Consider the following 25,995-nt stretch of genomic DNA (forward strand, 5'->3'; position numbering starts at 1 on the left):
GTATGGCGGTCACAACACCCGTCGGGGAAGCCCGACTGCGTCACACATCACATCTATGACAGATGCATTAACTTCCTCATCCAACCGGGTGAACAGGCGTACCTGTTCCACCGCCTGGTACAGCAGCATTTCGAGTCCGGGCACCACGGTTCCGCCGCCTGCCTGCCAGACTGACGCGATAAGGCTTGGCCACGGATCGTAGGCCACGTCCAGCAGCACACCCGGCATGGTGGTCTTCAGGGCTGCCATCCCGGCTGCCAGTCCATCGGCCGCTCTTGGCGGGAGGGTGGATACGACGACGTCGGCAGCCGCGGCGGGGCGGGCAGCGTCAGCCAGGTTGCGGACTTCCAGTTCAACGCCCAGGCTTTCGGCAGCCGCGCAGACTTCCCCCGTGCGGGCCGTATCCCGGACGAAGACGCTTACATGGCCGGTACCCAGTTGCTGGAGCGCGGCCACTGCTGAAGCCGCGGTTCCGCCGCCGCCCAGGACCACGGCAGAGGGGGCTGCGGCAACGCCGGCGTGGCGGAGCGCGTTGACGATCCCGGCAACGTCTGTGTTGGAACCAACAGTGCGGGTACCGGTTGGCTGGTCTTCGAACGTGACGGTGTTAACCACGCCCAGGGTACCCGCCACGCCGCGGACCTCGTCCACCTGCCCGAGCATCGCGGTTTTGAGCGGCATCGTGACGGACAGTCCACGCCAGCCGGGCTGGTCGCGGATCTGCCCCATCAGGGCCGGCAGCAGCTCTTCTGTCACGTCAATGGCCGTGTAGCTCATACCGATTCCCAGCCGGCCATAGGCAGCAAGGTGCAGTGCCGGGGACTTGGAATGGCTGATCGGGTGGCCGAGGACGGCAGCCCGAAGGCTCACGTGCAACGTCCGGCGTTGGCCCTGCACCACTCGTTGTACTGCTCGACGTAGCCGTTGTGCTCAGCGAGTGTCTTGGAGAACTTGGTCTCCTTGGTGTCCAGGTTGATGGTCACCCAGTACAGGTAGTCGTTGGACTTCGGCCTGGCGGCAGCATCGATGGCCGTCTTCCCCGGAGAACCGATGGGTCCTGGCGGCAGTCCGGGGTTCGCATAGGTGTTGTACGGGTTGGACTTGTCCTGCCGCTGTTCATCCGTGAAGTTGTAGCTCTTGGTGCCCAGGCCGTAGGTGACCGCAGAGTCCACCTGCAGGAAGCCGCCGGTCTGGTCGTTGGGCTTCAGCCTGTTGTAGATAGCCCCGGCCACATCCCCGTACTCGGCCTGGCCGCCTTCGGCCTGCACGATGCTGGCCACGATCACGGCCTCGTACTGCTTGGCGGGATCCGTGATCCCCTGGGCCACGAGTTCATCGGTGGTGGTCTTGACCAGTGCCTGGAGGATGTCCTTTGCAGGCGTGCCCAAGGGGAAACGGTGCTCGCCCGGAGCCAGGTACCCCTCCAGGTTCCTGGCACTGGCGGGCAGCCCGAACTGGGCCGGCTTGTCGCTGAGCGCCTTTAGGTCCTGGAAGGAGATGCCGGACCCCTGCGAGATCGCCTGCAGCGATTCGCCGATCCGCAGTCCGGCGCTCAGGGCGAAGTAGATGACCTTCTCCTGGTCCTTGCCGAGCAGGACGTTCACGGCGTCCGAATTCTTCATCTCGTTCTTGAACGTGTAATCCCCCGGGGCCAAGGTCCCGCCGGAGGCGCTGAAGCTCTGCAGGAAGGTGTCGGCATTCGCCACAACACGTTCGTTCTCAAGCTTGGACGCCACGGACCGGGTGCCTTCACCGTTTTCGACGGTCACAACGACCTCGCCCGTGCCGGGTCCCGGGAAGTCTTCAGGTTTACTGCTGCCAAGCAGCGGCTTCAGGAACTGCGCTCCGACGGCAACGGCCGTAACGAAGACGGCGAGGGTCAGGAAAAGCGCCAGCAGCCGACGGCGGCGGCGCACTTTCTTGGACGGCTTGGCCACTACGGTTGCGGCCGAGGCGCCGGGACGGAAATCGTGGTGCCCGCCGGCATGATGGTCGCCATGATGCGCTTCACTGTGGTGCGGATTTCCGTGATGGACATCCCCGTGATGACCGCTTTCGTGGTACTGGACTTCCTCATAGGCATCGCCGTGCTGCCCACGCTCCGGATAGCCGCCGTCGGCATAGTGAACGTCCTCCGTGTAGGGCGTCTCACCCGCACGGCCGTGGTGGGCCAGCATAGGCGCCGCGTAGGCGGCGTCCACGTCCCCGTGGTGCGGCTCCTGGTGATGCATTGTGTCCCCGCGGCCCGCGTAGTCCTGCCGGGACTGCTGGATCGAGGGTGGGGCAGCAGGTGCCGCCGGAACCGGCTGCTCCTCCGGGGCAATGTTCCCGCTTACGGCAGCTTTCCCGGTTACGGCCAGGTTTTCGGCTGCGGCAGCGTTTTCCGGACCGGCAATGGAAGGAGCCCCGGCCGGCGGCGGAGGAACATCATGGCCCGTTTCGTAGGCCTGCTCGGGAACGGCGTCATGGTCCCCGGTGTGGGTCTTTTCCCGCGCACGGAGTTCCTTGCGGGTCAGCGGTCTGGCTGCCCCGGCCTCCAGCGGACCGGAAGCGTCGTCAATGTTGGCAGGGCTCACTGTTGCCTTCCATTATCTGAAGATCGGGCCGTGTCACCTGTGGCGGCACGAACAGAGCTATCCTGTCCGCTGCCTCCCAGGTCCACGGAAGGGGCCGGCGGCGTCACGCGTGAGCCGACGTCCGCTCCCCTGGCTTTCTGCATGTCGATGGCGTGCTGAAGGATGCCTGCCGCCGCGACCTGATCAACCACTTTACGGTGGTTCCTGCTGCTCATGCCAGCTTCATGCAGGTTCCGGTGCGCCGTGACGCTGCTGAGGCGCTCGTCCACGAGGTTCACCGGCACCTCAAGGGCACGCGCTGCCAGCTCTGCGGCCAACAGCAGGGCGTAGTCCCTCGCCATTTCCGCAGACGACCGTTCTTCACCCTTCATGGTCCGGGGCAGCCCGACGATGACCTGCACCGCCCCAAGTTCCTCGACCAGGTTTACGATTACCCGGATGTCCGAGTTCTTCTTCGCGTTGCGGTCCAGGGTTTTGTACGGGGTGGCCAGGATGGAGTCGCGGTCGCAGACGGCAACCCCCACCCGGACGGTGCCGACGTCCACCCCCAGTTTGATGCCCTGGGGGTAGGCGCCGGCAGCTGCAGGATCGGTCATGGGAGGATTAGCGACGCGAGATGGCATCGACGACGGCGGCCAGCGCCTGGGCGGTCTTGCCGGGGTCGGTTCCGCCGCCCTGGGCGACGTCGTCCTTGCCTCCGCCGCCCCCGCCGAGGATACCGGCAGCAAGGCGGACCAGTGCTCCGGCTTTGACTCCGGCTTCCCGCGCAGCCTCATTGGTGGCCACCAGGATGATGGGGCGGTCATTGGCGACGCCGGCCACTGCCACCGTTGCCGGCGCCGCTCCCAGCCGGTTCCTCAGGTCCAGGGCGAGTCCGCGAATATCGTCCGCACCATTGACCTGGCCTGCGTCATGGGCGATGACGCTGACACCGCCGGCATCCTTGGCAGTATTGACCAGCTGGGCGGCCGAGGCGGCCAGCTGCTCCTTGCGCAGCCTGTCGAGTTCCTTCTCCGTGGCCTTCAGCTTGGCAAGGGTGGCGGCAATCCGGTCGGCCAGCTGGCCGGACGGGACCTTCAGCATCTCGGTCAGCTCGGTGACCAGGGCCCGTTCGGCCGCCAGGTGCCGGAATGCATCCATGCCTACGAAGGCCTCCACACGGCGGTTTCCGGAACCGACTGACTGTTCGCCCAGGAGCGACAGGCTGCCGATCAGCGAGGTGTTGGACACGTGGGTTCCACCGCACAGCTCACGTGACCATGCGCCGTCGATCTCCACCACGCGCACTTCGTTGCCGTAGTTCTCGCCAAAGAGCGCCATGGCGCCCAGGGCCTTGGCCTCCGCCAGCGCCATCACCTTGGTCTCCACCGCGTAGTTGTTGCGGATGGCCAGGTTGGAGACTTCCTCGATTTCCGAGCGGGTTGCCGTGCTCAGGCCCTCGCCCCAGGCGAAGTCGAAGCGCAGGTAGCCGGCTTTGTTGAAGGAGCCGCGCTGGGTGGCCTCCGGCCCGAGAATCTGGTGCAGCGCGGCGTGCACGATGTGCGTGCCCGTGTGCGCCTGCTCGGCAGCGTGCCGGCGTTCACGGTCGACGGCGGCGCGCACCAGGGAGTCCGCCCCGATTTCGCCCTCGCGCACGATGGCCTTGTGCACGCTCAGGCCCTTCAGCGGGCGCTGCACGTCAAGGACCTCCACGACGAACCCGTCCCCGGTGATCAGGCCGGTGTCTGCCGCCTGCCCGCCGGCTTCGGCATAGAACGGGGTTTCGGCCAGGACAAGCTCGATTTCATCGCCGGTGGCGGCCTGCTGCACCGGCCGGCCTCCGGCCAGGAGGCCGCGGACGCGCGATTCGGCGTCGAGCTCAGTGTAGCCGGTAAAGACGGTCTCACCCTGGGTAAGGATTTCCTGGAAGGCGCTGAGGTCGGCGTGGCCGCCCTTCTTTCCCTTGGCGTCCGCCTGGGCGCGCTGGCGCTGCTCCTGCATCAGGCTGCGGAAAGCGGCCTCGTCAACCTTGAGTCCGGCTTCCTCGGCCATCTCAAGCGTGAGGTCGATTGGGAAGCCGTAAGTGTCGTGCAGGGTGAAAGCGTCTTCGCCGGACAGCGGCTTGTTCGCGGCCTTAGACTCCTTGACGGCGTCCTCCAGGCGGGCCGTACCCGAAGCGATGGTTCGCAGGAAGGCCTTTTCTTCGGCGTAGGCGATCCGGCTGATGCGGGCGAAGTCGGTGTCCACCACGGGGTAGACGCCCTTCATGGCGTCCCGGGAGGCCGGCAGCAACTCGGGCAGGCACGCCTGCTCGACGCCCAGAAGCCGCATTGAGCGGACGGCGCGGCGGATCAGGCGGCGCAGGACGTAGCCACGGCCTTCGTTCGAGGGGGTCACGCCGTCGGAAATCAGCATCAAAGCCGAGCGGATGTGGTCGGCGACCACGCGCATCCGCACGTCATCTGTGTGGTGGGGGTCGTCGTCGGACTCCGCGGAAGTGTATTCCTTACCGGAGAGTTCGGCAGCCTTGTCGATGACGGGGCGGACCTGGTCCGTCTCGTACATGTTCTCGACGCCCTGCAGGATCATGGCCAGGCGTTCCATGCCCAGGCCGGTGTCGATGTTGCGCTTGGGAAGTTCGCCCACAACGTCGAAGTCTTCCTTCGAGCGGACATTTTCGATCTGGTACTGCATGAACACGAGGTTCCAGATCTCGATGTAGCGGGTCTCGTCTGCCAGCGGACCGCCCTCCACGCCGTAGGCGGGGCCGCGGTCGTAGTAGATCTCCGAGCAGGGGCCGGCGGGGCCGGGCTGTCCGGTGTGCCAGTAGTTGTCCGACTTGCCCATCTTCTGGATGCGCTCTGCAGGCACGCCGGTGTTCTTGAGCCACAGTTCCTTGGCTTCGTCGTCCTCTTCGTAGACGGTGACCCAGAGCCGTTCCGGCGCAAGCCCGTAGCCGCCGTCGTCAACGCTCCTGGTGAGCAGCTCCCAGGCGAACTTGATGGCGTCTTCCTTGAAGTAGTCGCCGAAGGAGAAGTTGCCGCACATCTGGAAGAAGGTGCCGTGACGGGCAGTCTTGCCCACTTCCTCGATATCGCCGGTGCGGATGCACTTCTGCACGCTGGTGGCACGGGAGTAGGGAGCCTCTTCGCGGGCGGTGAGGTAGGGAATGAACGGCACCATGCCGGCAACCGTGAACAGCAGCGAGGGGTCGCTGGAGACCAGCGACGCGGAGGGAACCGCGGTGTGGCCCTTGCTGACAAAAAAGTCCACCCAGCGCTTTGTGATCTCCTGCGACTTCATGAGCTGTGTACTTACCCTTCTTGCTCCATGCCTCGTCTGCGGCACGGAGGTTCTTTCGTGTGGCCGGTACCGCGTGGACGGTTTCGGCCCGGTGTGGTTCAAACGTTGTTGCTGCCGTTGCCCGGGTCAGCGGCGTGCCAGGTCTCCCGACTCCAGCCCGAGGGCCGTCCGGAGGTCCGTTTCGCGTTCCCGCATGCCGGCCCGGAGCGCATCGGCGAAGTCGTAGACGCCGTCAGCGAGGCGCCCCACCGCCCGGTTCAGGCCCTCGGGGCCGAGAGTGGACTGCATGCTGGCCTGCGCTTCGGTGACCTTGCGGAAGGCAATCACTCCGATTGCCACGCCAATTCCCATCCAGACGATTCGTTTCATGTGTGTGGTCCTCCGGATATCAGCGGCTGCGGCGGCCGGCAGCGGGTTTCTTGCGGTTGGTCAGTGCGGTGCGGACACCGTAGCTGAAAGCTGCCACCTTGATGAGCGGCGATCCGACCGTGGCAGCCACCAGGGAAGACAGTGCCGACAGGTTGGCCGAGGCGTCGGAGACGTTGGACGAGATGCCGTCCACCTTCTTCAGCTGCTGGTTGGTGGTGGACACGGTGGCCGTTACCTCGTCCATGAGGGGCGTGGCGCCGTCGCTCAGGGAACGGATGGTGGTGCGCACCTCGTCAAGCACCTTGCCAAGTTTCAGGATGGGCACTGCGAGCAGCAGCACCAGGAGCGCAAACACTCCGGCAGCGATCAGGCCGGCAATATCGCCACCAGACATAGACGTTCATCTCCTCGAAATTCTGTGGTTCGGTTGCATCCGGTAGGAGCGCACTTAAGCGCATTCCGCAGATGTCCCCCAAGTACCTTACATACAAAAAAGCCCGTGGCGCTTGCCACGGGCTTTTTTGGATACGCTGCCGGAATTTAGCGTGCGTAGAATTCGACGACGAGCTGCTCTTCGCAGGTCACGGGAATCTCGGAGCGCTTGGGGCGGCGGACCAGGCGTGCCTGCAGGGCTTCCAGCTTGACGTCCAGGTAGGCCGGAACGGCAGGCAGGACGTCGCGGTGGGCGCCGGCGGCGGCAACCTGGAGCGGAACCATGGTTTCGCTTCGGCTGTGGACGTGGACCAGCTGGCCCTCGCCGACGCGGAACGACGGACGGTCAACGCGGATTCCGTCAACCATGATGTGGCGGTGCACAACCAGCTGGCGGGCCTGGGCGATGGTGCGGGCGAAGCCGGCACGCAGGACCAGGGCGTCGAGACGCATTTCGAGCAGTTCGATGAGGTTCTCACCGGTCAGGCCCTTGGTGCGGCGGGCTTCTTCGAAGGCACGGGTCATCTGTGCTTCGCGGATGCCGTACTGGGCGCGCAGGCGCTGCTTTTCGCGCAGACGTACGGCGTAGTCGGAGTCCTGCTTCTTGCGGGCACGGCCATGCTCACCGGGGCCGTACGGGCGGCGCTCCATGTACTTGGCGGCCTTGGGGGTCAGAGCAATGCCGAGGGACCGCGAGAGGCGGGCCTGACGGCGAGCACGAGTGTTGTTAGCCACTTGTGTCCTTCCAATATCTGCGGTGTGTCAGTGTTACTGGCCTCCACGATGGAGAGCATCGGCCAACCGCTGCCTTTTGCTACTGGGCGCAGGCATAACCTTCTCAACATAGAATTGGGGAGATTGTGCGTCCGCGCCTTGCCAGACAAACATCCATTCTACACGGCGCCCGCGTTCCACCGGACAATCACTTGCCCCGTACGATCTTCCGGAGCCGCTCCAGCCGCACGGCAATGTCGCGCTCGGCACCATTCGCGGTGGGCTGGTAGTAGTCCTTCCCCACCAGGTCATCCGGCGGATACTGCTGGGTGGCCACCGCGTGCGGAGCATCATGGGCGTATCTGTATCCCACCCCGTGGCCCAGCTGCTTGGATCCCGGGTAGTGCGCGTCCCTGAGGTGGGCAGGGATGCCGTTGCCGAGCCCGGCCCGGACGTCGGCGACGGCCTTGTTGATGCCCATGTACGCCGCGTTGGATTTGGGCGCGGTAGCCAGGTGCACTACGGCTTCGGCGAGGATGATCCGGCCTTCGGGCATGCCGATCAGCTGGACGGCCTGGGCCGCGGCCACGGCTGTCTGCAAGGCGGTGGGATCCGCCATGCCCACATCCTCGGCAGCCGAGATCATGATCCGGCGGGCCACGAAGCGCGGGTCCTCCCCCGCCTCCAGCATCCGCGCCAAGTAGTGCAGTGCGGCATCGACGTCCGAGCCGCGGATTGACTTGATGAAGGCACTGATCACGTCATAGTGCTGGTCACCCGCGCGGTCATAGCGGACGGCGGCGACGTCCAGGGCGCGCTCGGTGTGTTTAAGTTCGACGGCGACAGGCCCTTCGCCGGCGTCGTCTGCATCACCGAAGGCAACACCGGCGGCCGCTTCCAGGGCGGTCAGGGCGCGCCGCGCGTCACCGCCGGAAAGCCTGACCAGATGGTCCAGCGCTTCCTCACTGACGGCTACCTTCCCGCCGAGTCCCCGCGGATCAACTATGGCGCGCTGCAGCAGACCCTCGATATCACCGTCAGTCAGCGGACGAAGCGTCAGCAGCAGGGACCGGGACAGCAGGGGCGACACCACGGAGAACGACGGGTTTTCGGTAGTGGCCGCCACCAGGACCACCCACCGGTTCTCGACCCCTGGCAGCAGCGCATCCTGCTGCGCCTTGTTGAACCGGTGGATCTCGTCCAGGAACAGGACGGTGGTGGTTTTGTACAGGTCCCTGGCCGTCAGTGCGTCATCCATGACCCGCCGCACGTCCTTCACCCCGGCGGTGACCGCGGAAAGCTCCACGAACTTTCGCCCTGGACCGCGGGCGATCACGTGGGCAAGGGTGGTTTTTCCCGTTCCGGGCGGACCCCAGAGGATGAGAGAAGTGGGTCCCGCGGGGCCTGATGTGTCAGCTCCCGCCCCGGCCGCCAGCTGGCGCAAGGGTGACCCATGGCCGAGGAGGTGCTGTTGGCCCACCACCTCATCAAGGGTGCGGGGACGCATCCGGACGGCAAGCGGACCGCGCGGGGAAGCGTTCCCGCCTCCCCCGGCAGGCCGGCCGGCAGCCGGCGCACCGTTGCCGCCGCCGTCGTCATCATTGCCGGGCCCGTGCCCGAAGAGATCATCCACATAGATAGGCTACTTCCAGTTCACCTCCGCATTTTCGCCCGCGGAAGCCGCCGCCGCTCAAAGGATGCCGCATGTCTGCACGTACTGCCGCAGGACAGCACGGGCCCTCCGTCCGGACCGCTTTCGTCCCCGGTGGGCGGGTGGGCGGCTGGGCGGAGCGGTTCGCCGCCGCACACGGCGGATATCAGCCGATCGATGACGACGACGGCCTGCGGCTGATCGCCGACGACGGCGCTGAGGCGCTGCTCCAGCCGCCCTGGCCGGTTGACGGCCGTCCCGGCCGCGGCACGGATGCACTCGAAAGGCTGGTTTCCCTCGCGTCGCAGCCGCGCAGGCTGGGCCTGCTGCTGGTACGCCGCGGAGGCTATGGCGTCGCGGTGGTCAGCGAAGGACTGGTCCTGGCGTCCAAGCTGGGTTCCACGTACGTCCAGTCGCGGACCGCCGCGGGAGGCCAGTCCCAGCAGCGGTTTGCGCGCCGCCGGTCAAACCAGGCGGACGCGCTGGTGGAGGCTGTCGCAAAGCAGGCGCAGCGGGTATTCAGCGCAGAGGTCTTTGAGTATGTGGTTCCCGGCGGTGACAGGGCGTTAGCGGGACTTGTCCTCGAGCACCCGGCCCTGAACGGCTATGCCGGGCTTCCCCGCCTCGCGTATCTTGACGTTCCGGATCCCAAAGCCGCCGTGCTGAAGAAGGCAGCAGCGGACGCGTGTTCGGTTCGAATCCAGGTGACGGATCCTCGTCCCTAATTCATCCCGGCGCGCACCGGGGTGAAAGGTCGACAGCCCGTCAATGCCCGCTGCGGCCGCTGCTGGCGGTAGAGATAGCGGCCCACTTCCCCGAATCCGGCCTGCAGGTACAGCTCCCGGGCAGCGAAGTTGGCTGCTGTGACCAGCAACCATCGCCAGCTCCGCCTGGCCGCCCCGGCCGTCGACGCTCCACCACAGGTCCAGCCATGCCTCATCCGGCTGGTCCCGGATTTCCGCCTTGACAGCTGCCGGACCGGGAGGAACGGTGTCTGCACGACGCGCCATGATGAGGGTCTCCGACTGCCGGGTGAAGCCCTGGGCATCCAGGACATCGTTAGGCCCAGCATTTGCGGCGGTGTCCGTCACCTGGAAGATCAGCGGCAGGCGCCGGTCCCGATACCACTGGGCCGACTGGCGCAGCGCGGCCAGGGGTTCGAGGGCAATGCCTCGGGGCCAGAAATCCCTGAAGGCCCTCCCGTCCGGGAGGGCCTTCAGGGATTTAGGCGGGAACTTATTTGCCTTCAGCCGGTTTTACCTCCGGCTTGAAGTCCACCCCGGCTTCCTTGCGCTGCTGCGGTGTAATGGGGGCTGGTGCTGCGGTCAGGGGGTCGTAGCCGTTGCCGGTCTTGGGAAACGCGATAACGTCGCGGATCGAGTCCACGCCGGCCAGGAGAGCAACCACGCGGTCCCAGCCGAAGGCAATGCCGCCGTGCGGGGGTGCGCCGTACTTGAAGCCCTCGAGCAGGAAGCCGAACTTCTCCTGGGCATCCTCGTGCGAAAGGCCCATCACCTCGAACACGCGTTCCTGGATGTCGCTCTGGTGGATACGGATGGAGCCGCCGCCGATTTCGTTGCCGTTGCAGACGATGTCGTAGGCGTAGGCCAGGGCAGACTCCGGATCGGTGTCGAAGCTGTCCATGAATTCGGGCTTGGGCGAGGTGAAGGCGTGGTGGACGGCAGTCCACTTTCCTGCGCCGACTGCCACGTCCCCCGAAGCCACAGCCGTTGCTGCCGGCTCGAACATGGGTGCATCCACAACCCAGCAGAAGGCCCAGTCGCTGGGGTTGATCAGGCCCGTGCGGTGGCCGATCTCAACGCGCGCAGCACCGAGCAGGGCGCGGGCGGCGGACTTCTCGCCGGCAGCGAAGAAGATACAGTCGCCGGGCTTGGCACCCGCGGCATCCGCCAGGCCCGCGCGTTCGGTCTCCGTCAGGTTCTTGGCAACGGGGCCGGCGAGCTCGCCGTCTTCCTTGTACAGGACGTAAGCGAGCCCCTTGTGGCCGCGCTGCTTGGCGAACTCCTGCCAGCCATCCAGGGTCCGGCGCGGCTGTGAAGCACCGCCCGGCATAACGACGGCGCCTACATACGGCGCCTTAAAGACGCCGAAGTTGGTGTCCTTGAAGAACTCCGTGAGCTCGGTGAGCTCCACGCCGAAGCGCAGGTCCGGCTTGTCCGAGCCGAAGCGGGCCATGGCGTCGTTGTAGGTGATGCGTTGGATGGGAGTGGGAATCTCGACGCCGATGAGCTTCCACAGTGCCTTGACGATGTTCTCGCCGAGGGCAATGATGTCGTCCTGCTCCACGAAGCTGGCCTCGATGTCCAGCTGGGTGAACTCCGGCTGGCGATCGGCGCGGAAGTCCTCGTCACGGTAGCAGCGGGCGATCTGGTAATACTTTTCGAACCCGCCAACCTGCAGGAGCTGCTTGAAGAGCTGCGGTGACTGCGGGAGGGCGTACCAGGAGCCCGGCGCCAGACGTGCGGGCACGACGAAGTCGCGGGCACCTTCCGGCGTTGAACGGGTGAGGGTGGGGGTCTCGACCTCCACGAAGCCGTCCTGGTGGAGCAGCTCGCGGGCTACCCGGTTGGCTTCCGAACGAAGGCGGAGGTTGCGGGCGGGGCCGGGCCGGCGCAGGTCCAGGTAGCGGTGCTTCAGGCGTGCTTCCTCGCCCACTTCAACGTGCTCGTCGATCTGGAACGGGAGCGGATCCGAGGTGTTGAGGATGGTGACCTTTTCCGCCATCACCTCGATCTCGCCGGTGGCGAGGGCGGGGTTCTCGTTGCCCTCCGGCCGCTTGGAGACGGTGCCGATGATCTGCAGGACATATTCGTTGCGCAGGCCGTGGAAGACTTCTTCCTCGCGCACCACAACCTGTGCCACGCCGGAAGCATCACGCAGGTCAACGAAGGCCACACCACCGTGATCACGACGGCGGCCAACCCAGCCAGCCAGGGTTACGGTTTGTCCAATGTGCTCGGAACGAAGGGATCCGAGGTCATGTGTGCGCAGCACAGCACGCCTTTCTGCGGGGTAACAGCGGGAAGTCGATGGAGAAGTTTCGTAGGATCGTTGCGGAACGATTCCGTTCGAGTTTACCCGCTGCAAAGGGACTGTTACCGCATGAGCGCACACCAGCAACTGCAACGCCGGCTTGGGACGTTTGATGCCACGGCCATCGGCCTCGGTTCCATGCTGGGTGCCGGGGTGTTCGTGGTCTTCGCGCCGGCGGCGGCGCTGGCGGGCCAAATGCTGGCCCTGTCGGTGGTGATTGCGGGGGCAGTCGCATATTGCAACGCGGTAGCCTCGGCGGCCCTTGCCGCCAAGTATCCGACGAGCGGCGGGACGTACGTCTACGGGCGGGAACAGCTCGGCGAGTGGCCGGGGTTCCTTGCCGGCTGGGGTTTCGTCACGGGAAAAACGGCATCGTGCTCAGCCGTGGCGCTCACTTTCGGCAGCTATATTGCACCGGACTACCCGGTACCGGTTGCCGTAGCGGCAGTTGTTGCCTTGACCGGCGTGAACCTGCTGGGCATCACGCGCACGGCACTGCTCACCCGGATCCTGCTGTGCGTGGTCCTGGCCACCCTGGTCTTTGTGGCCGTGGCTGCAGCCGTGGGGCCGCACCGCACGGTGGGCGCCTCCGAAGCCTTAGGCGGAGCGGCGGGCGTACTCCCCGCGGCGGGGCTGATGTTCTTCGCTTTCGCCGGCTATGCCCGGATAGCCACCCTTGGCGAGGAGGTCAAGGATCCGGCCCGCGCCATTCCCCGTGCCGTCCTGGCGGCACTGGCCGGCACGTTCGCCATCTACCTCACGTTGGCCCTGCTCCTGCTGAACCACCTTCCGGGGGGTCACCTGGCAGCCACCGCGACGCCGCTGCTCGATGCGGTAATGCAGTCCCGTCTGCAGGCAGGTGCCCCGCTGGTCCAGGTGGGCGCTGCAGCCGCCTGCCTGGGCGCGCTCCTGGCCCTGATCACGGGGGTGGGCCGCACCAGCCTCGCCATGGCAAGGGAACGTGACCTGCCGGGCCCGCTGGCCAGGGTGGGCGGGAAGCACACGGTACCTTTTGTTGCCGAACTGGCCGTGGCCGCCGTCGTCATTCTGCTTCTGGTCACCACTGATGTCATGACGGTGGTCGGTTTTTCGAGCTTCGGCGTACTGATTTACTACGCCGTAGCGAACGCGTCGGCGTATACCTTGGACAGCCACCCCGGATACGCACCACGCTGGTTGAACGCGGTCGGTTTCGTTGCCTGCCTGCTGCTCGCGTTCACCCTGCCGTCCGCTTCCGTACTGACCATGGTGGCCGTGCTCGGAGCCGGCACGGCCGGCCGGTGGGTTGCGCTGCGCTTCCGCCGCCGGCAGGCAGGCCGCGGCTAAAGGACGGCGGCCGCGGGCTCTTCCGCGGTGGAGACCTGTACCGTCAGGTCTTCTGCAGGCGGTGTCCAGGTTTCAGGAGCAGCCACCACCTGTTCGCCGGTACGGATGTCCTTGACCTGGTGCGTGCCGTCGTCGTCCGTGAACCACACGAACGGGATGCCGCGCCGGTCGGCAAACTTGATCTGCTTGCCGAACTTCTCAGCTTTGGCTGCGACCTCGGTGGGGATGCCGCGGCTGCGCAGCTGGGCGGCCACATCCTGGGCCGCATCCCAGCTTTCATCGTGCGTGAGGGCGACCAGCACGGCGGTGGGGACGGACCGGGACGCCCGTGCCAGGTCCTGGCTCAGGATGCGGGACACCAGGCGCGTCACCCCGATGGACAAACCTACGCCAGGAAACTTGCGGTTCCCCTTGGACGCCAGCGCGTCATACCGGCCGCCGGAGCAAATGGAGCCAAGCTGCTCGTGGCCAACCAGGACGGTCTCCACGACAGTTCCCGTGTAGTAGTCCAGGCCGCGGGCGATGCTGAGGTCCGCCAGTACCTTGCCGGGCGCGCGCTGTACTGCCGCCTCGATGACCTGTTCCAGCTCGGCCAGGCCTTCGTCAAGGAGATCATTGCTGACCCCCAGGGCCCGGACCTGCGCCACGAACGAGGTATCCTCGGTGCGGATTCCCGCCAGCTGCAAAGCTTTCTGTGCCTGCTCGTCCGTGGCCCCGAGTTCCGACTTCAACAGTTCCGCCACCTTCGCGGGGCCAATCTTTTCGAGTTTGTCGATGCTCCTGAGTACACCGGCGGTATCGTCCAGCCCTATGCCGCGGTAGAAGCCCTCGGCGAGCTTCCTGTTGTTGATGCGCAGGCGGAAGTCCGGAATGGGAAGGGCGGTGAGTGCCTCGGCGATGACCAGGGCAATCTCGACGTCGTAGCGGAACGGCAGCTCGCCGTCGCCCACCACGTCGATGTCCGCCTGGGTGAACTCGCGGGCCCGGCCCTCCTGCGGACGCTCACCGCGCCACACCTTCTGGACCTGGTACCGCCGGAAGGGGAACGCCAGGTAGCCGGCGTTTTCCACCACGTAACGGGCGAACGGGACGGTGAGGTCAAAGTGCAGGGCAAGCGCATGCGGATCCGCTTTGCCGCCGCTGATGAGCTTCTCGCTCTCGTCCTCCTGGAGCCGGCTGAGACCGTACACTTCCTTGTCGATCTCACCCTTGCGCAGCAGCTGGCCGACCGTTTCAACGGCACGCGTTTCAATCGAGGAGAATCCATGTAGCTCGAAGACCCTGCGCAGCGTATCCAGCACATGGAGCTCCACCAGCCGTTCCTCGGGAAGCCACTCGGGGAATCCGGACAGGGAGGCGGTGCGTGCCATGGTGGAGTATCTCCTCTTGGTGAAGGCTGCCGGACCTGCGTGACAATGGCCCCCAGCGGGGTTGCGGCGGCGGCAGTCCAGCCGGTCATGCATAAACTATGTGCGGCAGTCAGTTTATGCGTCTTCCGCCGGCATTCTCTAATGCAGCGGACCGGCAGGCTCGGCCGTCAAACACTGTGCCCGGAGCCCGAAGGCCCCGGGTGCAGCAGCCCGACTATAAGGAGGAGCCCTTGGCGGCCAATTCACGCAGTGCCCGCGAAACCAGACGGCGCATTCAGCAGATGGAAGCCAAGCGCGCCATGCGGCGCGACCAGGAGGCGCGGCGCAAGCGCGACAACCTGGTAGCGGCCGGTGCCGGAACAGCTGCAGTGGTGCTCGCCGTCGTCCTTCAGCTCACGGCCTTCTCCGGAAACCCCACGGAGGAAGAATTCGCCGCTGCAGAGGCGGGGTTGAACAGCCCGACAGCGACTGCCAGTCCCTCGGCAACCTCCTCCGTGCAGCCCACCAACGGTCCCAACATCCCGGCAGCCGACACGGCCGCGGGGAAAACCTTCACCGGCGAGCTCGTGCTCAACGGCAGCGCCCTCGGCGTAGAACTCAACGGGACAAACGCCCCGCAGGCCGCCGCTGTCTTCAAGTCCCTCACCGACGAAGGCTACTTCAACGGAAAAACCTGCCACCGCCTGACCACCGGGGAGTCCTTCGGAGTTCTCCAGTGCGGCTCCCCCACGGGTGACGGCCAGGGAGACCCGAACTACACCTGGGGGCCACTGGAAAACACTCCCGCTGACAACACCTACCCCGCCGGCACCATCGCCGTTGCCCGCACGGGCAACAACGCCTACGGAAACGGCACCCAGTTCTTCATCGTCTACAAAGACACCGTCATTCCAGCCGACAGCGCCGGTGGTTATTCGGTGGTGGGAAAGGTGACATCAGGGCTGGACGTGGTGTCGAATATAGCTGCTGCCGGGATCACACCGGGCAGCAGCGATACGGACGGCGCACCTGTGGAACCAGTCACGATAGACTCGTTTTCTCTGAAGTAGGAGACCCGGCCGGCGCGCTGTGGTGCAGTACGTGCGTATTTCCCTCCAAGCGAAAGACTTTTAGCGGTGACAGACAGTCAGAAATCCGACGAAACAGCAACAGACCTGACCGACGCGGCGGCCTCCGCGGCTGACGGCGCAGGTACTGCGGCAACCGGCACCTCCGCTGCAGAAGCGCCTGGAACCGCTCCTGCTGCCCAGGAGGAAGCTGCAGGCGGGGCCCCTGCGGGCGGCACTTCCACCGAAGAAGCTTCCGCTGCTGCCCCCGCGCCGGCACCTTCACCCCGGCCAGCCGCGCCGTCGCCGGCCGCTTTCGCTTCCCGGTCCAAGCCCGCTGCCGCCGCCCCGGCCGCAGCTGCTGCTCCGGCCGCTCCCGCGACTTCCCTCGCGGAGGCCTCAAAGTGGGGCCGGGTTGAAGGCGACGGTCACGTCTTCCTCACCATCGACGGCGCCGAGCACCCCGTGGGACAGTATCCCGGTGTCAGTGATGACGAGGCGCTAACCTACTTTGCCCGGAAGTATGACGATGTTGTAGCCCAGATCGTACTGCTTGAGCAGCGGGTCAGTTCAAAGGCCCCCAGCACGGACATGCAAAAGACAGTGACCCACCTCCGGGAGCAACTGGCTGAGCGGAACATGGTGGGCGACCTGCGATCGGCTGAGGCCCGGCTGGATAAGCTCTCAGGGCAGATTGATGCACTCGAGAAAGCCGAGAAAGCCGAACACGACGCCGTTCGTGCCTCTGAGCTTGCGGCCCGCGAGGCCATTGTTGCCGAAGCAGAGCAGATTTCCGCCCAGGATCCCGCCCAGACGCAGTGGAAAACGTCCAGCGCCAGGATGAATGAGCTCTTCGAGAACTGGAAAGCGGCCCAGAAGAGCGGCGTCCGCCTTGGGCGCAGCAACGAAGACGCACTCTGGAAGAGATTCCGCGCCGCCCGTACTGTCTTCGACCGCCACCGCCGCGCCTACTTCTCTCAGCTGGACAGCAACAACTCCGCCGCGAAGTCGGCCAAGGAAAAATTGATTGCTGAGGCGGAGGCGCTGTCCTCGTCCACCGACTGGGGCTACGCCGCGGGTGAGTACCGCAGGCTGATGGACCAGTGGAAGGCATCACCGCGCGCCAGCCGCAAGGACGACGACGCCCTCTGGGCCCGCTTCCGTGCGGCCCAGGACGTCTTCTTCACCAACCGGCAGGCAGCCAACGACGAAATTGACCAGGAGTACGCCGCCAACCTCAAGGTCAAGGAAACGCTCCTGGCAGAAGCAAACACGATCCTCCCCGTCAGGGACCTGGCAGCAGCGAAGAAGGCACTGCAGTCCGTCCGTGACCGGTGGGAAGAGGCAGGCAAAGTGCCGCGCGCTGACATGGGCCGGATTGAGGCTGGGCTGCGCAAGGTTGAAGATGCCGTGCGCCAGGCCGAGGAAGAGCAGTGGCAGCGGTCCAATCCGGAACGTAAAGCCCGCACCAACAGTGCCCTCTCGCAGCTGGAGTCGGCGATTGCCGGCCTTCAGGAAGATCTTGCCGCGGCTGAGAAGACCGGCGACCAGCGCAAGATCAAGGCTGCCCGGGAGGCCCTTGAAGCGCGCCAGGCATGGCTGGACCAGATCCAGCGTTCGGCAAGCGAGCTTGCCTGAGCTTCGCCGACTGAGCCAAGCTGCGCGATGTAGTTGCGGTTCTGCTTTCTGCAGGTCCGGTTCCGGTTATGCACATAGCCGGAACCGGGCCTGTGTCCGTTAAAGGCTTCGGGGGCAGGATGGACGCATGGCGATTCCATCCGTTCCTGCCGGGTCCGACCATCCAGCTCCGGCGGAGGCGTCACCCCGTTTTCCCGAGCTCTACGCCCCGGGGATGCCCTTCGCATCACCCGAGCTGCAGTCCCTCGCGGCAGATGGGCTGCTCCAAAGGTTCCACCACCGCGGCTATACACTGCCCGGCAGCCCTGCTTCTCCGCAGCTGCGTGCGCGGGCAGCAGCGGGGACCATTCCGGCCTCAGTCCGGCAACGGGTGGTGGCCGGCCGCCTGACAGCGGCCTGGATCTACGGCTGCGCCGGAGAACCGGACAGGCTGGCTCTGCTCGTGGATGCAAAAAGAAGGGTTTCGAGCCTCCGGAACACCAGGGGCTGTACCCTGCACGAAGTACGGCTCGGCCCGTTCGACGTCGTCAGCATCGGGGGCATGATGGTTTCCAGCCCGCTGCGCACCGCCCTGGATATTGCCCTGCATGTGGACGCCGAACGGGCCATTCCCGCTTTGGAGAACCTGTTGGCCCGGCCGGAGAAGGACGTGCGCCTGCGCCTGCTGGTCCTTGCCGTCGAGGCAACCCCGCGCGTGCCCCACAAAAAAGCTGCGCTGGAGAAGCTCGCCGCGCTAGCTCCGGCGCTTGTTACCGGTGGTCCGGTAGACGTCGAACACTCCGTCGATCCTGCGGACGGCACTCAGGACGTGGCTGAGGTACTTGGGGTCACCCATCTCAAAAGCGAACTTTGAGATGGCCACCCGGTCCGTGGAGGTGTGGACGCTGGCAGCCAGGATGTTCACGTGGTTATCTGACAGCACCCGCGTAACGTCGGAGAGCAGGGACTTGCGGTCCAGCGCCTCCACCTGGATTTCCACCAGGAACACGCTGGACTGTGTGGGGGCCCAGTCCACATCGACGATCCGGTCCGGCTGGTCCTTCAGGTCCGAAATGTTGGTGCAGTCCGTCCGGTGGACCGAAACTCCCGAACCCCTCGTCACGAAACCAAGGATGGGGTCGGGCGGAACCGGGGTGCAGCACCGGGCCAGCTTGACCCAGACGTCTCCTACGCCGCGGACCACCACGCCGGAGTCCGAGAAGCGGGCCTTGGTGACCTGGGTGGGAATGCTGACTTCGGCAATGTCGTCTTCGGTGCTTTCATTGCCGCCGAGGCTTTCGACCAGCTTTTCCATGACCGCCTGGGCGGACGTATGCCCGTCCCCCACGCCGGCGTACAGGCCGGAGATGTCGACATACTTGAATTCCTCGGCAACTGCTGCGAGGGCTTCGTGGGTCATCAGGCGCTGCAGAGGAAGGTTCTGCTTACGCATGGCGCGGGTCAGCAGTTCCTTGCCGCGGTCGATCGCTTCTTCGCGGCGTTCCTTGCTGAACCACTGGCGGATCTTGTTGCGTGCCCTGGCACTCTTGACAAAGTGTTGCCAGTCCTGGCTGGGACCGGCGCCCTCTGCCTTGGAGGTGAAGATTTCCACCCAGTCGCCGTGGTTCAGTTCGCTGTTGAGCGGCACCAGTTTGCCGTTGACGCGGGCGCCGATGGTCCGGTGTCCAACTTCCGTGTGGACCGCGTAGGCGAAGTCCACCGGCGTGGAACCTGCTGGCAGCGCCATGACTTCGCCCTTCGGCGTGAAGACGAATACTTCACGGGCGTTGATCTCGAAGCGCAGCGAGTCCAGGAACTCCCCTGGATCCGAAGTCTCCTGCTGCCAGTCCACCAAGGAGCGCAGCCAGCCCATGTCGCCGTCGCGGGGGCTTCCCGGGCCGACGGCGGTGCGGTTTGGCTGGTCCTTGTATTTCCAGTGCGCAGCCACGCCGTATTCGGCCCGGCGGTGCATTTCATGGGTACGGATCTGGATTTCCACCGGCTTGCCGCCAGGACCGATCACAGTGGTGTGCAGCGACTGGTACATGTTGAATTTCGGCATTGCGATGTAGTCCTTGAACCTGCCGGGCAGCGGGTTCCAGCGTGAATGCATGGTGCCAAGGGCGGCGTAACAGTCCCGGACGGAGTCCACGAGGACTCGCACACCCATCAGGTCGTTGATGTCGTCAAAGTCTTTGTCGCGGACGATCATCTTTTGGTAGATCGAGTAGTAGTGCTTGGGGCGTCCCGTGATGGTGGCCTTGATCCGGGCGGCGCGCAGGTCTTCAGTGATCTGGTCGCGGATGACGCTCAGGCTCTTTTCCCGCTCGGGCGTCCTGTCCCCCACCATGCGCACGATTTCCTCGTACACCTTGGGGTAGAGCGCCGCGAAGGAAAGGTCCTCAAGTTCCCACTTGATGGTGTTCATGCCCAGCCGGTGCGCCAGCGGCGCGAAGATTTCGAGGGTCTCCCGCGCCTTGCGGGCAGAGGATTCAGCCGAGACGAACCGCCAGGTGCGTGCGTTGTGGAGCCGGTCAGCCAGCTTGATCATCAGCACCCGGATGTCCTTGGCCATGGCAACCACCATCTTGCGGACCGTCTCGGACTGCGCTGCCTCGCCGAAGCTGACCTTGTCCAGCTTGGTCACGCCGTCAACCAGCATGGCCACTTCCGGGCCGAAGTCCCGTTTCAGGTCGGCCAGGGTGTAGGGGGTATCCTCCACTGTGTCATGCAGGAGTGCTGCCGCCAGTGTGGTACCGCTCAGGCCCAGCTCGGCAAGGATGGTTGCCACTGCCACGGGATGGGTGATGTAGGGATCACCGCTCTTGCGCTTTTGCCCGCGGTGACTCTGCTCAGCGACGTCGAAAGCCCGCTGGATAAGGTCAAAGTCCTCTTTGGGATTGTTGGCCCGGACGGTCCTGAGCAGCGGTTCAAGAATTGGGGAGTACGTGGCTGCGCTGCGCCCCGTGAGCCGGGCAAGCCGGGACCGGGTACGCTCCCTGCGCCCTGGGAAGGTGGGACGCGATCCGGAGTTGTCGACGGGAACCAGCGGACCAGGGCGCGCGGAAGCCGCCACCCCGGTCTGACTACCGTGGGCAGGACTCGTGTCTCCCTGTGCCGTTGGCGCTGACGCCGAACGTTCTTCCAATGAAGTACCCCTCACCACAGTTTCAATTACTTCAGTCTATTCCCCGCGGCGGTGACTTTTATAACCGGGTCCTTAAACGCGGACGGGCCGGACAACGCCAAAGTTATTGGCGTTGTCCGGCCCGCACCATTGCTCAGGCCTGGGCAGGCTCCGCGGGGGCACTCCGGCCGGCGGCGGCACGCCTGTGCTCGACGCGCTTTGCCTGCTTCACGAGGTCAGGCTCGTTCTGGCGCAGCCAGGCATACATCGGAGCTGCCACGAAGATGGTGGCCGCCGTGCCGATGAGGATTCCGACGAACAAGGCCAGCGACAGGTCACGCAGGGTACCGGCACCGAGCAGCCCGGCGCCGATGAACAGGATGGCACCGACGGGGAGGATGGCCACCATCATGGTGTTGATCGAGCGCACCAGGGTCTGGTTGACGGCCAGGTTCACTTCCTCCGCGAAAGTGCGGCGGGTCGATGCGTCCAGGTCCGCCGTGTTCTCGCGGATTTTGTCGAAGACCACCACGGTGTCATACAGGGAGTAGCTGAGAACGGTCAGGAACCCGATGATGGCCGAGGGGGTGACCTCGAAGTCGCTGAGGGCATAGACGCCTGCGGTGATGAACATGGTCACCGCCATACCGGCGATGGCCGAGAGGGACATTTTCCAGGTGCGGAAATACAGGGCCATCAGCACGGCTGCGAGGAGCACGAAGATCACCAGGCCGATCAGGGCCTGCTTGGTGACGTCCGCGCCCCACGTCGGACCCACGAAGGTTGAGGTCACCTCGTTGTCGGTAACGCCGTACGCACTGGTGAGGCCCTCCTTGATGCGGAGCGTCTCATCATCCGTGAGTTTGTCCGTCTGGATCCGCATGGTGGTTCCGGCCACGTTCGCCACCCGGGGCACACTGCCGGGCACGACGTCCGTGACGGCTTTCTCGCCCAGGGCGGCGTCAGTGGTCTGGACGTTGGAGACCGTAAATTCGGATCCGCCGCGGAACTCGATGCCAAGGTTGAAGCCGCCCTTGGCCAAGGGGATGATGATCGACAGGGCAACCGCCACCGCCGCGACGATAAACCAGAGCTTCTTGGCGCCTACAAAGTTATAGGAGCGCTTTCCGGTGTAGAGCTCGTTGCCGAAGTTGGCGAAGCCTGACATTACTTGTTCTCCTTCGCTGAGGACTTCGAGGAGCCCGCGAGCTGCTCCTGCTTCTCCGCCATGCGGCGTTCGGCGATGGTCATCCTGCGCTCCGCTTCGGCGGCGGCACCGGCGTTCTTGGCGCGGCCGGCGGCGGGCTTGGCTTCCGGGGTACGGATGCGGCCGGCGCCGCGGTAGAGCGGCACTGCGCCCAGGCGCTTGGGATCAAGGCCGGAAAGCGGGTGACCCTCCCCGAAGAACCTGGTGCGTGCCAGCAGCTGCAGTGTCGGGTGGGTGAACATGAACACCACGATGAGGTCCGCGATGGCCGTCAAACCGAGGGTGAAGGCGAAACCGCGGACGTTGCCCACGGCCACGAAATACAGCACCAGTGCGGCCAGCAGGTTGACGGCCTTGGAGGCAAGGACGGTGCGCTTGGCACGCTTCCAGCCGTTTTCGACGGCGGAGACCAGGCCGCGGCCCTCGCGGAGTTCGTCGCGGATCCGCTCGAAGTAGACGATAAAGGAGTCCGCGGTCTGGCCGATCGCCACGATGATGCCGGCCACACCTGCCAGGGACAGCCGGTAGTTCTCGGTCCAGCCCAGGATGGCGATGGCGAGGTACGTGAGGACACCGGCAACCACGAGCGATGCGATGGTGACGAAGCCCAGGGCCCGGTACTGGAACAGGGAGTAGACCACCACCAGCAGGAGGCCGATGATGCCGGCGAGGAGACCCATCCGGAGCTGCTCGCCGCCGAGGGTGGCGGAGATCTGCTGCTCGCTCTGGATCTCGAAGCTGATGGGCAGGGCACCGAAGCGGAGCTGGTCAGACAGGGTTTTCGCGGTCTGCTCGGTAAAGCCGCCGGTGATCTGGGGGCGGCCGTCAGTGATCACGGCAAGTGACCGCGGCGCCGAAATGACCTGGTCATCGAGCACAATCGCGAACTGGGCCTTGGGGTCGCTGCCGGAGTCACCGCCGCCTGCCACGTAGAACTGGTTCAGGCGCTCGGTGACCTCTTTGAACTTTGCCGTGCCCTCGTCGTCGAACTGGATGTTCACCGCCCAGTCGTTGGTGACGGCGCCCTGGGCGCCCTGCTGGAGCTGGAAGGAGGAGGTGACAATGTTGCTGCCCTTAACCTCAACGGGACCGAGGATGTACTTGATGGCAGGGTTCGTATCCGAGGCAGGCTCGCAGGTCACCAGCGGCTTGGCGGGATCCGAGCGTTCCTGCTCGTCCTGTGCAGGGTTGTCGCAGTCAAGTGCTTCAAACTGGCGGTAGAGCTCGGGAGTGATCCAGTTGGTGTCGCTGCTGTTGGCGGGTTCGGCCGTCGGCTTGGGCAGCTGGTCCTCGGGCGCCCGCTGCTCTTCCGGTACCGGTGCGCCGGCGGCGGAGAGCAGGACGGGCCGGAAGTTCATGTCGGCGGAGGCCTGGATCAGGTCGCGCGTCTGGCTGGAGGGCGTGCCGGGAAGGCTCACCACCACGTTGCGCCCGGACTGGGTGCTGATTTCGGCTTCGGCCACGCCCGAGCCGTCCACACGCTGGCGGATGATCGCCACGGCCTGGTTGAGCTGTTCCTCGTTGATGTCCGAACCGCCCTCGACCTTGGGCGCCAGGATCATCTGGGTACCGCCTTCAAGGTCCAGGGCCAGTTTTGGAGCCCAGCTGGCCTGTCCGGCAAGGGTGCCGCCGGCCAGGACCGCGGTGAGCGCGGCGAGGAGTACACCGAGCCAGACCAGGACCCTGAGGCCTGGTTTCTTGGGGCCAGTTCGTGCCATTGTCGATCTTTCTCTTATTCACGGAGGAACCGCCGGTGCGTGCCCATGGGTGCACCGGCGGTGGTCCGCAGCGGTAGAGGTTGGAAAGGGGAAGCGGGGACTAGCTGTCCTTCTTGCCCTCATCGTTGAGGCGCTTCAGGGTTTCGTCCGTAGTCTCGGGTGCGGTGGCGGTGCTGCCGCCTTCCGTTGCCGTGAGGGAAGAAGCATCGTCCGGCACGGCGGACCCTGCGGCTGCGGAGGACGGCTCGGCGGCAGGTTCCACGATCTTGGTGACGGCCTGGCGGTGGATGGTGGCAAGGTTTCCCGGGGAAAGTTCGAGGGTGACCTTGTTCTCCTCCTCGTCGATGGCAACGATGCGGCCAAACAGGCCGAAACTCGTCATGACCTCAACGCCGGGGGCAAACTGCGACTGCAGCTGTGCCTGCTGCTGCTGGGTCTTCTTGTTGCGGCGGAACATCATGAAGATGAAGACGCCGAGCATCGCGAACAGCAGGATTGACATGATGTCGATGCCGCCGCCGGGCTGGGTAGTGGTGGTCTGGGCAGTGATATGTCCGAACACGGGGAAGTTCCATTCTGTACTTGCGTGAAGCCGATTGACAGCGCCGTCCGCTTTGAACTTGTGGGCTGGCGAAGGTGCTTGCCATCCATCCACGGGCTGCCGTTAATGCCGCCTGCGGGAACAAAGACCCGGACGTGCCGAGCGTCATACCAGTCTAAAGGGAAAAACTGAAGGGAGGCTGTTATTGGCCCTCCGGCGCCCATTCCCCTGCCGGTCCGGCATCCCCGCCTGCCGGTTCGAACAGGTCCAGCTGCTCCTGCGCAAAGACACCCGAAGGGATGGCATAGCCAAGGTGGGTCCATGCCGGGGCCATGGCTATCCTGCCGCGGGGCGTGCGGCCCAGCAGACCCTCCCGGACCAGGAAGGGTTCGGCCACCGTTTCCACTGTCTCGGTTTCCTCCCCCACCGCGATGGCCAGCGTTGAAAGACCAACCGGACCGCCGCCGAACTTGGTGATGAGGGCGTCCAGAACCGCGCGGTCCAGCCGGTCCAGGCCCTTCTTGTCCACCTCGTACATGTCCAGGGCCGCTGACGCCGCCCGTGCGTCGATCTGGTCAATCCCGTGGACCAGCGCCCAGTCCCGCACCCGGCGCAGCAGCCGGTTGGCGATGCGCGGGGTGCCGCGCGACCGTCCGGCGATTTCGGTGAAGCCGGCCGAGTTGACCTTGAGGTCCAGCAGGCCGGCAGAGCGCCGCAGCACGAGTTCGAGTTCCTGTACAGAATAGAACTCCAGGTGCCCGGTGAACCCAAACCGGTCGCGCAGGGGCCCGGGAAGCAGGCCGGCCCGGGTGGTGGCGCCCACCAGGGTGAAAGGCGGCAGTTCCAGCGGAATTGCGGTGGCACCGGCTCCCTTGCCCACCACGATGTCCACCCGGAAGTCCTCCATGGCCATGTAGAGCATTTCTTCAGCCGGCCGCGACATCCTGTGGATTTCGTCCAAAAAGAGGACCTCGCCCTCGGAAAGGGAGGACAGGATGGCGGCGAGGTCACCGGCGTGCTGGATGGCCGGGCCGCTGCTGATCCGCAGCGGCGCGTTCATCTCGGCGGCAACGATCATGGCGAGGGTGGTTTTGCCCAGGCCCGGCGGGCCGGAGAAGAGTACGTGGTCCGCGCTGCGCCCGCGCATCCGGGAGGCCTTCAGCACCAGTGACAGCTGTTTCCGCACCCGGTGCTGGCCCACGAAATCATCCAGGTTCTTGGGCCGCAGCGCTGCCTCGATGGCCCGTTCTTCGGGTTCCTCCCCCGCAGCCACCAGTGACGGTTCAGCCACGGCTGCCTACGCGGTTGCCGGCGCGGGCGCCGTCCTGCCCCAGCCACCGGAGCGTGGTCCGCAGGATCTCGGGCACGTTGCCGCGGAACGAGACTTCGGGTTCCTCGGCCAGCGCTTTGTCGATGCTCGAGGAAGCGTCCTTTTCCGACCAGCCAAGGCTGGTCATGGCCGCGACAACCTGCGGTTTCCAGGCTGCTTCCGCGGCAGTAGGCGCTCCTGTGGCCCCTGCTGTGCCCTGCGGCACGAGTTTGCCTGCGAGTTCGAGCACAATGCGCCCTGCCACTTTGGGGCCGATCCCGGGAACCTTGGTGAAGGTCTTGCTGTCGCCGGTGTGCGCTGCCACCCGGATGGCCTCGGGGTCGTGGACTGCAAGGACCGCCAGCGCCAGCCGCGGGCCAACCCCGCTGACACTCAGCAGGACGTCAAAAACCTCGCGCTCGTCGTCGGATGCGAAACCAAAAAGCGTGAGCGAATCCTCGCGGACAATCAGGGACGTGAAAAGCCGCCCTTCCTCCCCCGTGCGCAGTCGGCTCAAAGTCTGCGGGGTGGCGTTGACGCTCATGCCCGCTCCGTTGAGGTCAATCACGGCGGTGGACAGGCCCACGTGGGCTACCGTCCCGCGGAGGAAACTGATCAAGGCCGGGCTCCTGGTGTACCGCCGGCTCCCTGGGCAG

General features: G+C 65.4%; 21 protein-coding genes. 5 read left to right on the top strand and 16 right to left on the bottom strand.

The genetic code is table 11. The features are described from left to right. Window positions 1-9 precede the first annotated feature (9 nt). The 8 genes from FDW81_RS08785 to FDW81_RS08820 form a co-directional block, all read right to left on the bottom strand. A complete protein-coding gene (locus FDW81_RS08785) occupies window positions 10-870 on the bottom strand; it encodes a shikimate dehydrogenase (protein ID WP_138133807.1) in 861 nt (286 codons plus the stop codon). Then, on the bottom strand, window positions 867-2,576 hold the full coding sequence (gene mltG / locus FDW81_RS08790) for an endolytic transglycosylase MltG (RefSeq protein WP_138133808.1): 1,710 nt from the start codon (window positions 2,574-2,576) through the stop codon (window positions 867-869). The genes FDW81_RS08785 and mltG overlap by 4 nt, the downstream gene beginning before the upstream one ends. Continuing rightward, on the bottom strand, window positions 2,573-3,172 hold the full coding sequence (ruvX, locus tag FDW81_RS08795) for a Holliday junction resolvase RuvX (RefSeq protein ID WP_138133809.1): 600 nt from the start codon (window positions 3,170-3,172) through the stop codon (window positions 2,573-2,575). Before ruvX ends, mltG begins: the two co-directional genes overlap by 4 nt. A 7-nt stretch (window positions 3,173-3,179) precedes the next feature. Further along, the gene (alaS, locus tag FDW81_RS08800; RefSeq protein ID WP_138133810.1) at window positions 3,180-5,858 is read right to left on the bottom strand and encodes an alanine--tRNA ligase; all 2,679 of its coding nucleotides are present in this window, start codon (window positions 5,856-5,858) and stop codon (window positions 3,180-3,182) included. A 126-nt stretch (window positions 5,859-5,984) separates the two neighbouring features. Next, window positions 5,985-6,227 carry a hypothetical protein gene (locus tag FDW81_RS08805; RefSeq protein WP_240720095.1) on the bottom strand — a complete coding sequence of 81 codons (243 nt, stop codon included), beginning with the start codon at window positions 6,225-6,227 and terminating at the stop codon, window positions 5,985-5,987. Between the two features lie 19 nt (window positions 6,228-6,246). Continuing rightward, window positions 6,247-6,621 carry a DUF948 domain-containing protein gene (locus FDW81_RS08810; protein WP_138133811.1) on the bottom strand — a complete coding sequence of 125 codons (375 nt, stop codon included), beginning with the start codon at window positions 6,619-6,621 and terminating at the stop codon, window positions 6,247-6,249. A 146-nt stretch (window positions 6,622-6,767) separates the two neighbouring features. Continuing rightward, a complete protein-coding gene (rpsD, locus tag FDW81_RS08815; protein WP_043454433.1) occupies window positions 6,768-7,394 on the bottom strand; it encodes a 30S ribosomal protein S4 in 627 nt (208 codons plus the stop codon). Window positions 7,395-7,581: 187 nt separating this feature from the next. After that, a complete protein-coding gene (locus FDW81_RS08820) occupies window positions 7,582-9,006 on the bottom strand; it encodes a replication-associated recombination protein A (protein ID WP_138133812.1) in 1,425 nt (474 codons plus the stop codon). 71 nt (window positions 9,007-9,077) lie between these two features. Between FDW81_RS08820 and FDW81_RS08825 the strand changes: the two genes are divergently transcribed. Then, entirely contained in the window at window positions 9,078-9,749 is a 672-nt protein-coding gene (locus FDW81_RS08825; protein ID WP_138133813.1) for an acVLRF1 family peptidyl-tRNA hydrolase, read from the top strand. 511 nt (window positions 9,750-10,260) lie between these two features. Here FDW81_RS08825 and aspS read toward each other — a convergent pair. Continuing rightward, window positions 10,261-12,039, bottom strand: a complete 1,779-nt coding sequence (aspS, locus tag FDW81_RS08830) for an aspartate--tRNA ligase (RefSeq protein ID WP_171027146.1) — start codon at window positions 12,037-12,039, stop codon at window positions 10,261-10,263. A 108-nt stretch (window positions 12,040-12,147) separates the two neighbouring features. Between aspS and FDW81_RS08835 the strand changes: the two genes are divergently transcribed. Continuing rightward, window positions 12,148-13,404: an APC family permease gene (locus tag FDW81_RS08835; RefSeq protein WP_138133814.1), complete on the top strand. Its 1,257-nt coding sequence runs from the start codon at window positions 12,148-12,150 to the stop codon at window positions 13,402-13,404. On the opposite strand, the gene hisS is transcribed toward FDW81_RS08835, so the two are convergent. Further along, window positions 13,401-14,774 carry a histidine--tRNA ligase gene (gene hisS / locus FDW81_RS08840; RefSeq protein WP_138133815.1) on the bottom strand — a complete coding sequence of 458 codons (1,374 nt, stop codon included), beginning with the start codon at window positions 14,772-14,774 and terminating at the stop codon, window positions 13,401-13,403. The two genes, FDW81_RS08835 and hisS, sit on opposite strands and share 4 nt — an antisense overlap. 230 nt (window positions 14,775-15,004) lie before the next feature. Here hisS and FDW81_RS08845 point away from each other — a divergent pair, with 230 nt between their 5' ends. The 3 genes from FDW81_RS08845 (at window position 15,005) to FDW81_RS08855 (ending at window position 18,311) form a co-directional block, all read left to right on the top strand. Beyond that, on the top strand, window positions 15,005-15,823 hold the full coding sequence (locus FDW81_RS08845) for a peptidylprolyl isomerase (protein WP_138133816.1): 819 nt from the start codon (window positions 15,005-15,007) through the stop codon (window positions 15,821-15,823). Window positions 15,824-15,889: 66 nt separating this feature from the next. Beyond that, window positions 15,890-17,458, top strand: a complete 1,569-nt coding sequence (locus tag FDW81_RS08850) for a DUF349 domain-containing protein (protein WP_171027147.1) — start codon at window positions 15,890-15,892, stop codon at window positions 17,456-17,458. 127 nt (window positions 17,459-17,585) lie between these two features. Beyond that, window positions 17,586-18,311 carry a type IV toxin-antitoxin system AbiEi family antitoxin gene (locus FDW81_RS08855; RefSeq protein ID WP_138133817.1) on the top strand — a complete coding sequence of 242 codons (726 nt, stop codon included), beginning with the start codon at window positions 17,586-17,588 and terminating at the stop codon, window positions 18,309-18,311. Here the strand turns inward: FDW81_RS08855 and FDW81_RS08860 are convergent. From FDW81_RS08860 to ruvA, 6 genes are all read right to left on the bottom strand, one after another. Next, entirely contained in the window at window positions 18,192-20,585 is a 2,394-nt protein-coding gene (locus FDW81_RS08860) for a bifunctional (p)ppGpp synthetase/guanosine-3',5'-bis(diphosphate) 3'-pyrophosphohydrolase (RefSeq protein WP_138133818.1), read from the bottom strand. The genes FDW81_RS08855 and FDW81_RS08860 overlap by 120 nt on opposite strands. A gap of 133 nt (window positions 20,586-20,718) precedes the next feature. Next, the gene (gene secF / locus FDW81_RS08865; RefSeq protein WP_138133819.1) at window positions 20,719-21,732 is read right to left on the bottom strand and encodes a protein translocase subunit SecF; all 1,014 of its coding nucleotides are present in this window, start codon (window positions 21,730-21,732) and stop codon (window positions 20,719-20,721) included. Next, a complete protein-coding gene (gene secD, locus FDW81_RS08870; protein WP_138133820.1) occupies window positions 21,732-23,489 on the bottom strand; it encodes a protein translocase subunit SecD in 1,758 nt (585 codons plus the stop codon). Before secD ends, secF begins: the two co-directional genes overlap by 1 nt. Window positions 23,490-23,589: 100 nt before the next feature. Next, window positions 23,590-23,991, bottom strand: a complete 402-nt coding sequence (gene yajC / locus FDW81_RS08875) for a preprotein translocase subunit YajC (protein ID WP_138133885.1) — start codon at window positions 23,989-23,991, stop codon at window positions 23,590-23,592. 241 nt (window positions 23,992-24,232) lie between these two features. Beyond that, window positions 24,233-25,321 (bottom strand): Holliday junction branch migration DNA helicase RuvB, encoded by a 1,089-nt coding sequence (gene ruvB, locus FDW81_RS08880; protein WP_138133821.1) that lies wholly within the window; start codon window positions 25,319-25,321, stop codon window positions 24,233-24,235. Continuing rightward, window positions 25,314-25,958, bottom strand: coding sequence for a Holliday junction branch migration protein RuvA (ruvA, locus tag FDW81_RS08885; protein WP_138133822.1), 645 nt, complete (start codon window positions 25,956-25,958; stop codon window positions 25,314-25,316). The genes ruvB and ruvA overlap by 8 nt, the downstream gene beginning before the upstream one ends. Window positions 25,959-25,995: the final 37 nt, after the last annotated feature.

The organism is Pseudarthrobacter sp. NamB4, from assembly GCF_005796185.1.
In the GTDB taxonomy this organism is placed as follows: domain Bacteria; phylum Actinomycetota; class Actinomycetes; order Actinomycetales; family Micrococcaceae; genus Arthrobacter.

Coding starts and splice junctions, on each gene's coding strand:
- secF (WP_138133819.1), bottom strand. CDS start 21,732: ATGTCAGGCTTCGCCAACTTCGGCAACGAGCTCTACACCGGAAAGCGC.
- hisS (WP_138133815.1), bottom strand. CDS start 14,774: ATGGCACGCACCGCCTCCCTGTCCGGATTCCCCGAGTGGCTTCCCGAG.
- ruvX (WP_138133809.1), bottom strand. CDS start 3,172: ATGACCGATCCTGCAGCTGCCGGCGCCTACCCCCAGGGCATCAAACTG.
- FDW81_RS08835 (WP_138133814.1), top strand. CDS start 12,148: ATGAGCGCACACCAGCAACTGCAACGCCGGCTTGGGACGTTTGATGCC.
- yajC (WP_138133885.1), bottom strand. CDS start 23,991: ATGTCAATCCTGCTGTTCGCGATGCTCGGCGTCTTCATCTTCATGATG.
- FDW81_RS08855 (WP_138133817.1), top strand. CDS start 17,586: ATGGCGATTCCATCCGTTCCTGCCGGGTCCGACCATCCAGCTCCGGCG.
- FDW81_RS08825 (WP_138133813.1), top strand. CDS start 9,078: ATGTCTGCACGTACTGCCGCAGGACAGCACGGGCCCTCCGTCCGGACC.
- FDW81_RS08810 (WP_138133811.1), bottom strand. CDS start 6,621: ATGTCTGGTGGCGATATTGCCGGCCTGATCGCTGCCGGAGTGTTTGCG.
- FDW81_RS08805 (WP_240720095.1), bottom strand. CDS start 6,227: ATGAAACGAATCGTCTGGATGGGAATTGGCGTGGCAATCGGAGTGATT.
- alaS (WP_138133810.1), bottom strand. CDS start 5,858: ATGAAGTCGCAGGAGATCACAAAGCGCTGGGTGGACTTTTTTGTCAGC.
- secD (WP_138133820.1), bottom strand. CDS start 23,489: ATGGCACGAACTGGCCCCAAGAAACCAGGCCTCAGGGTCCTGGTCTGG.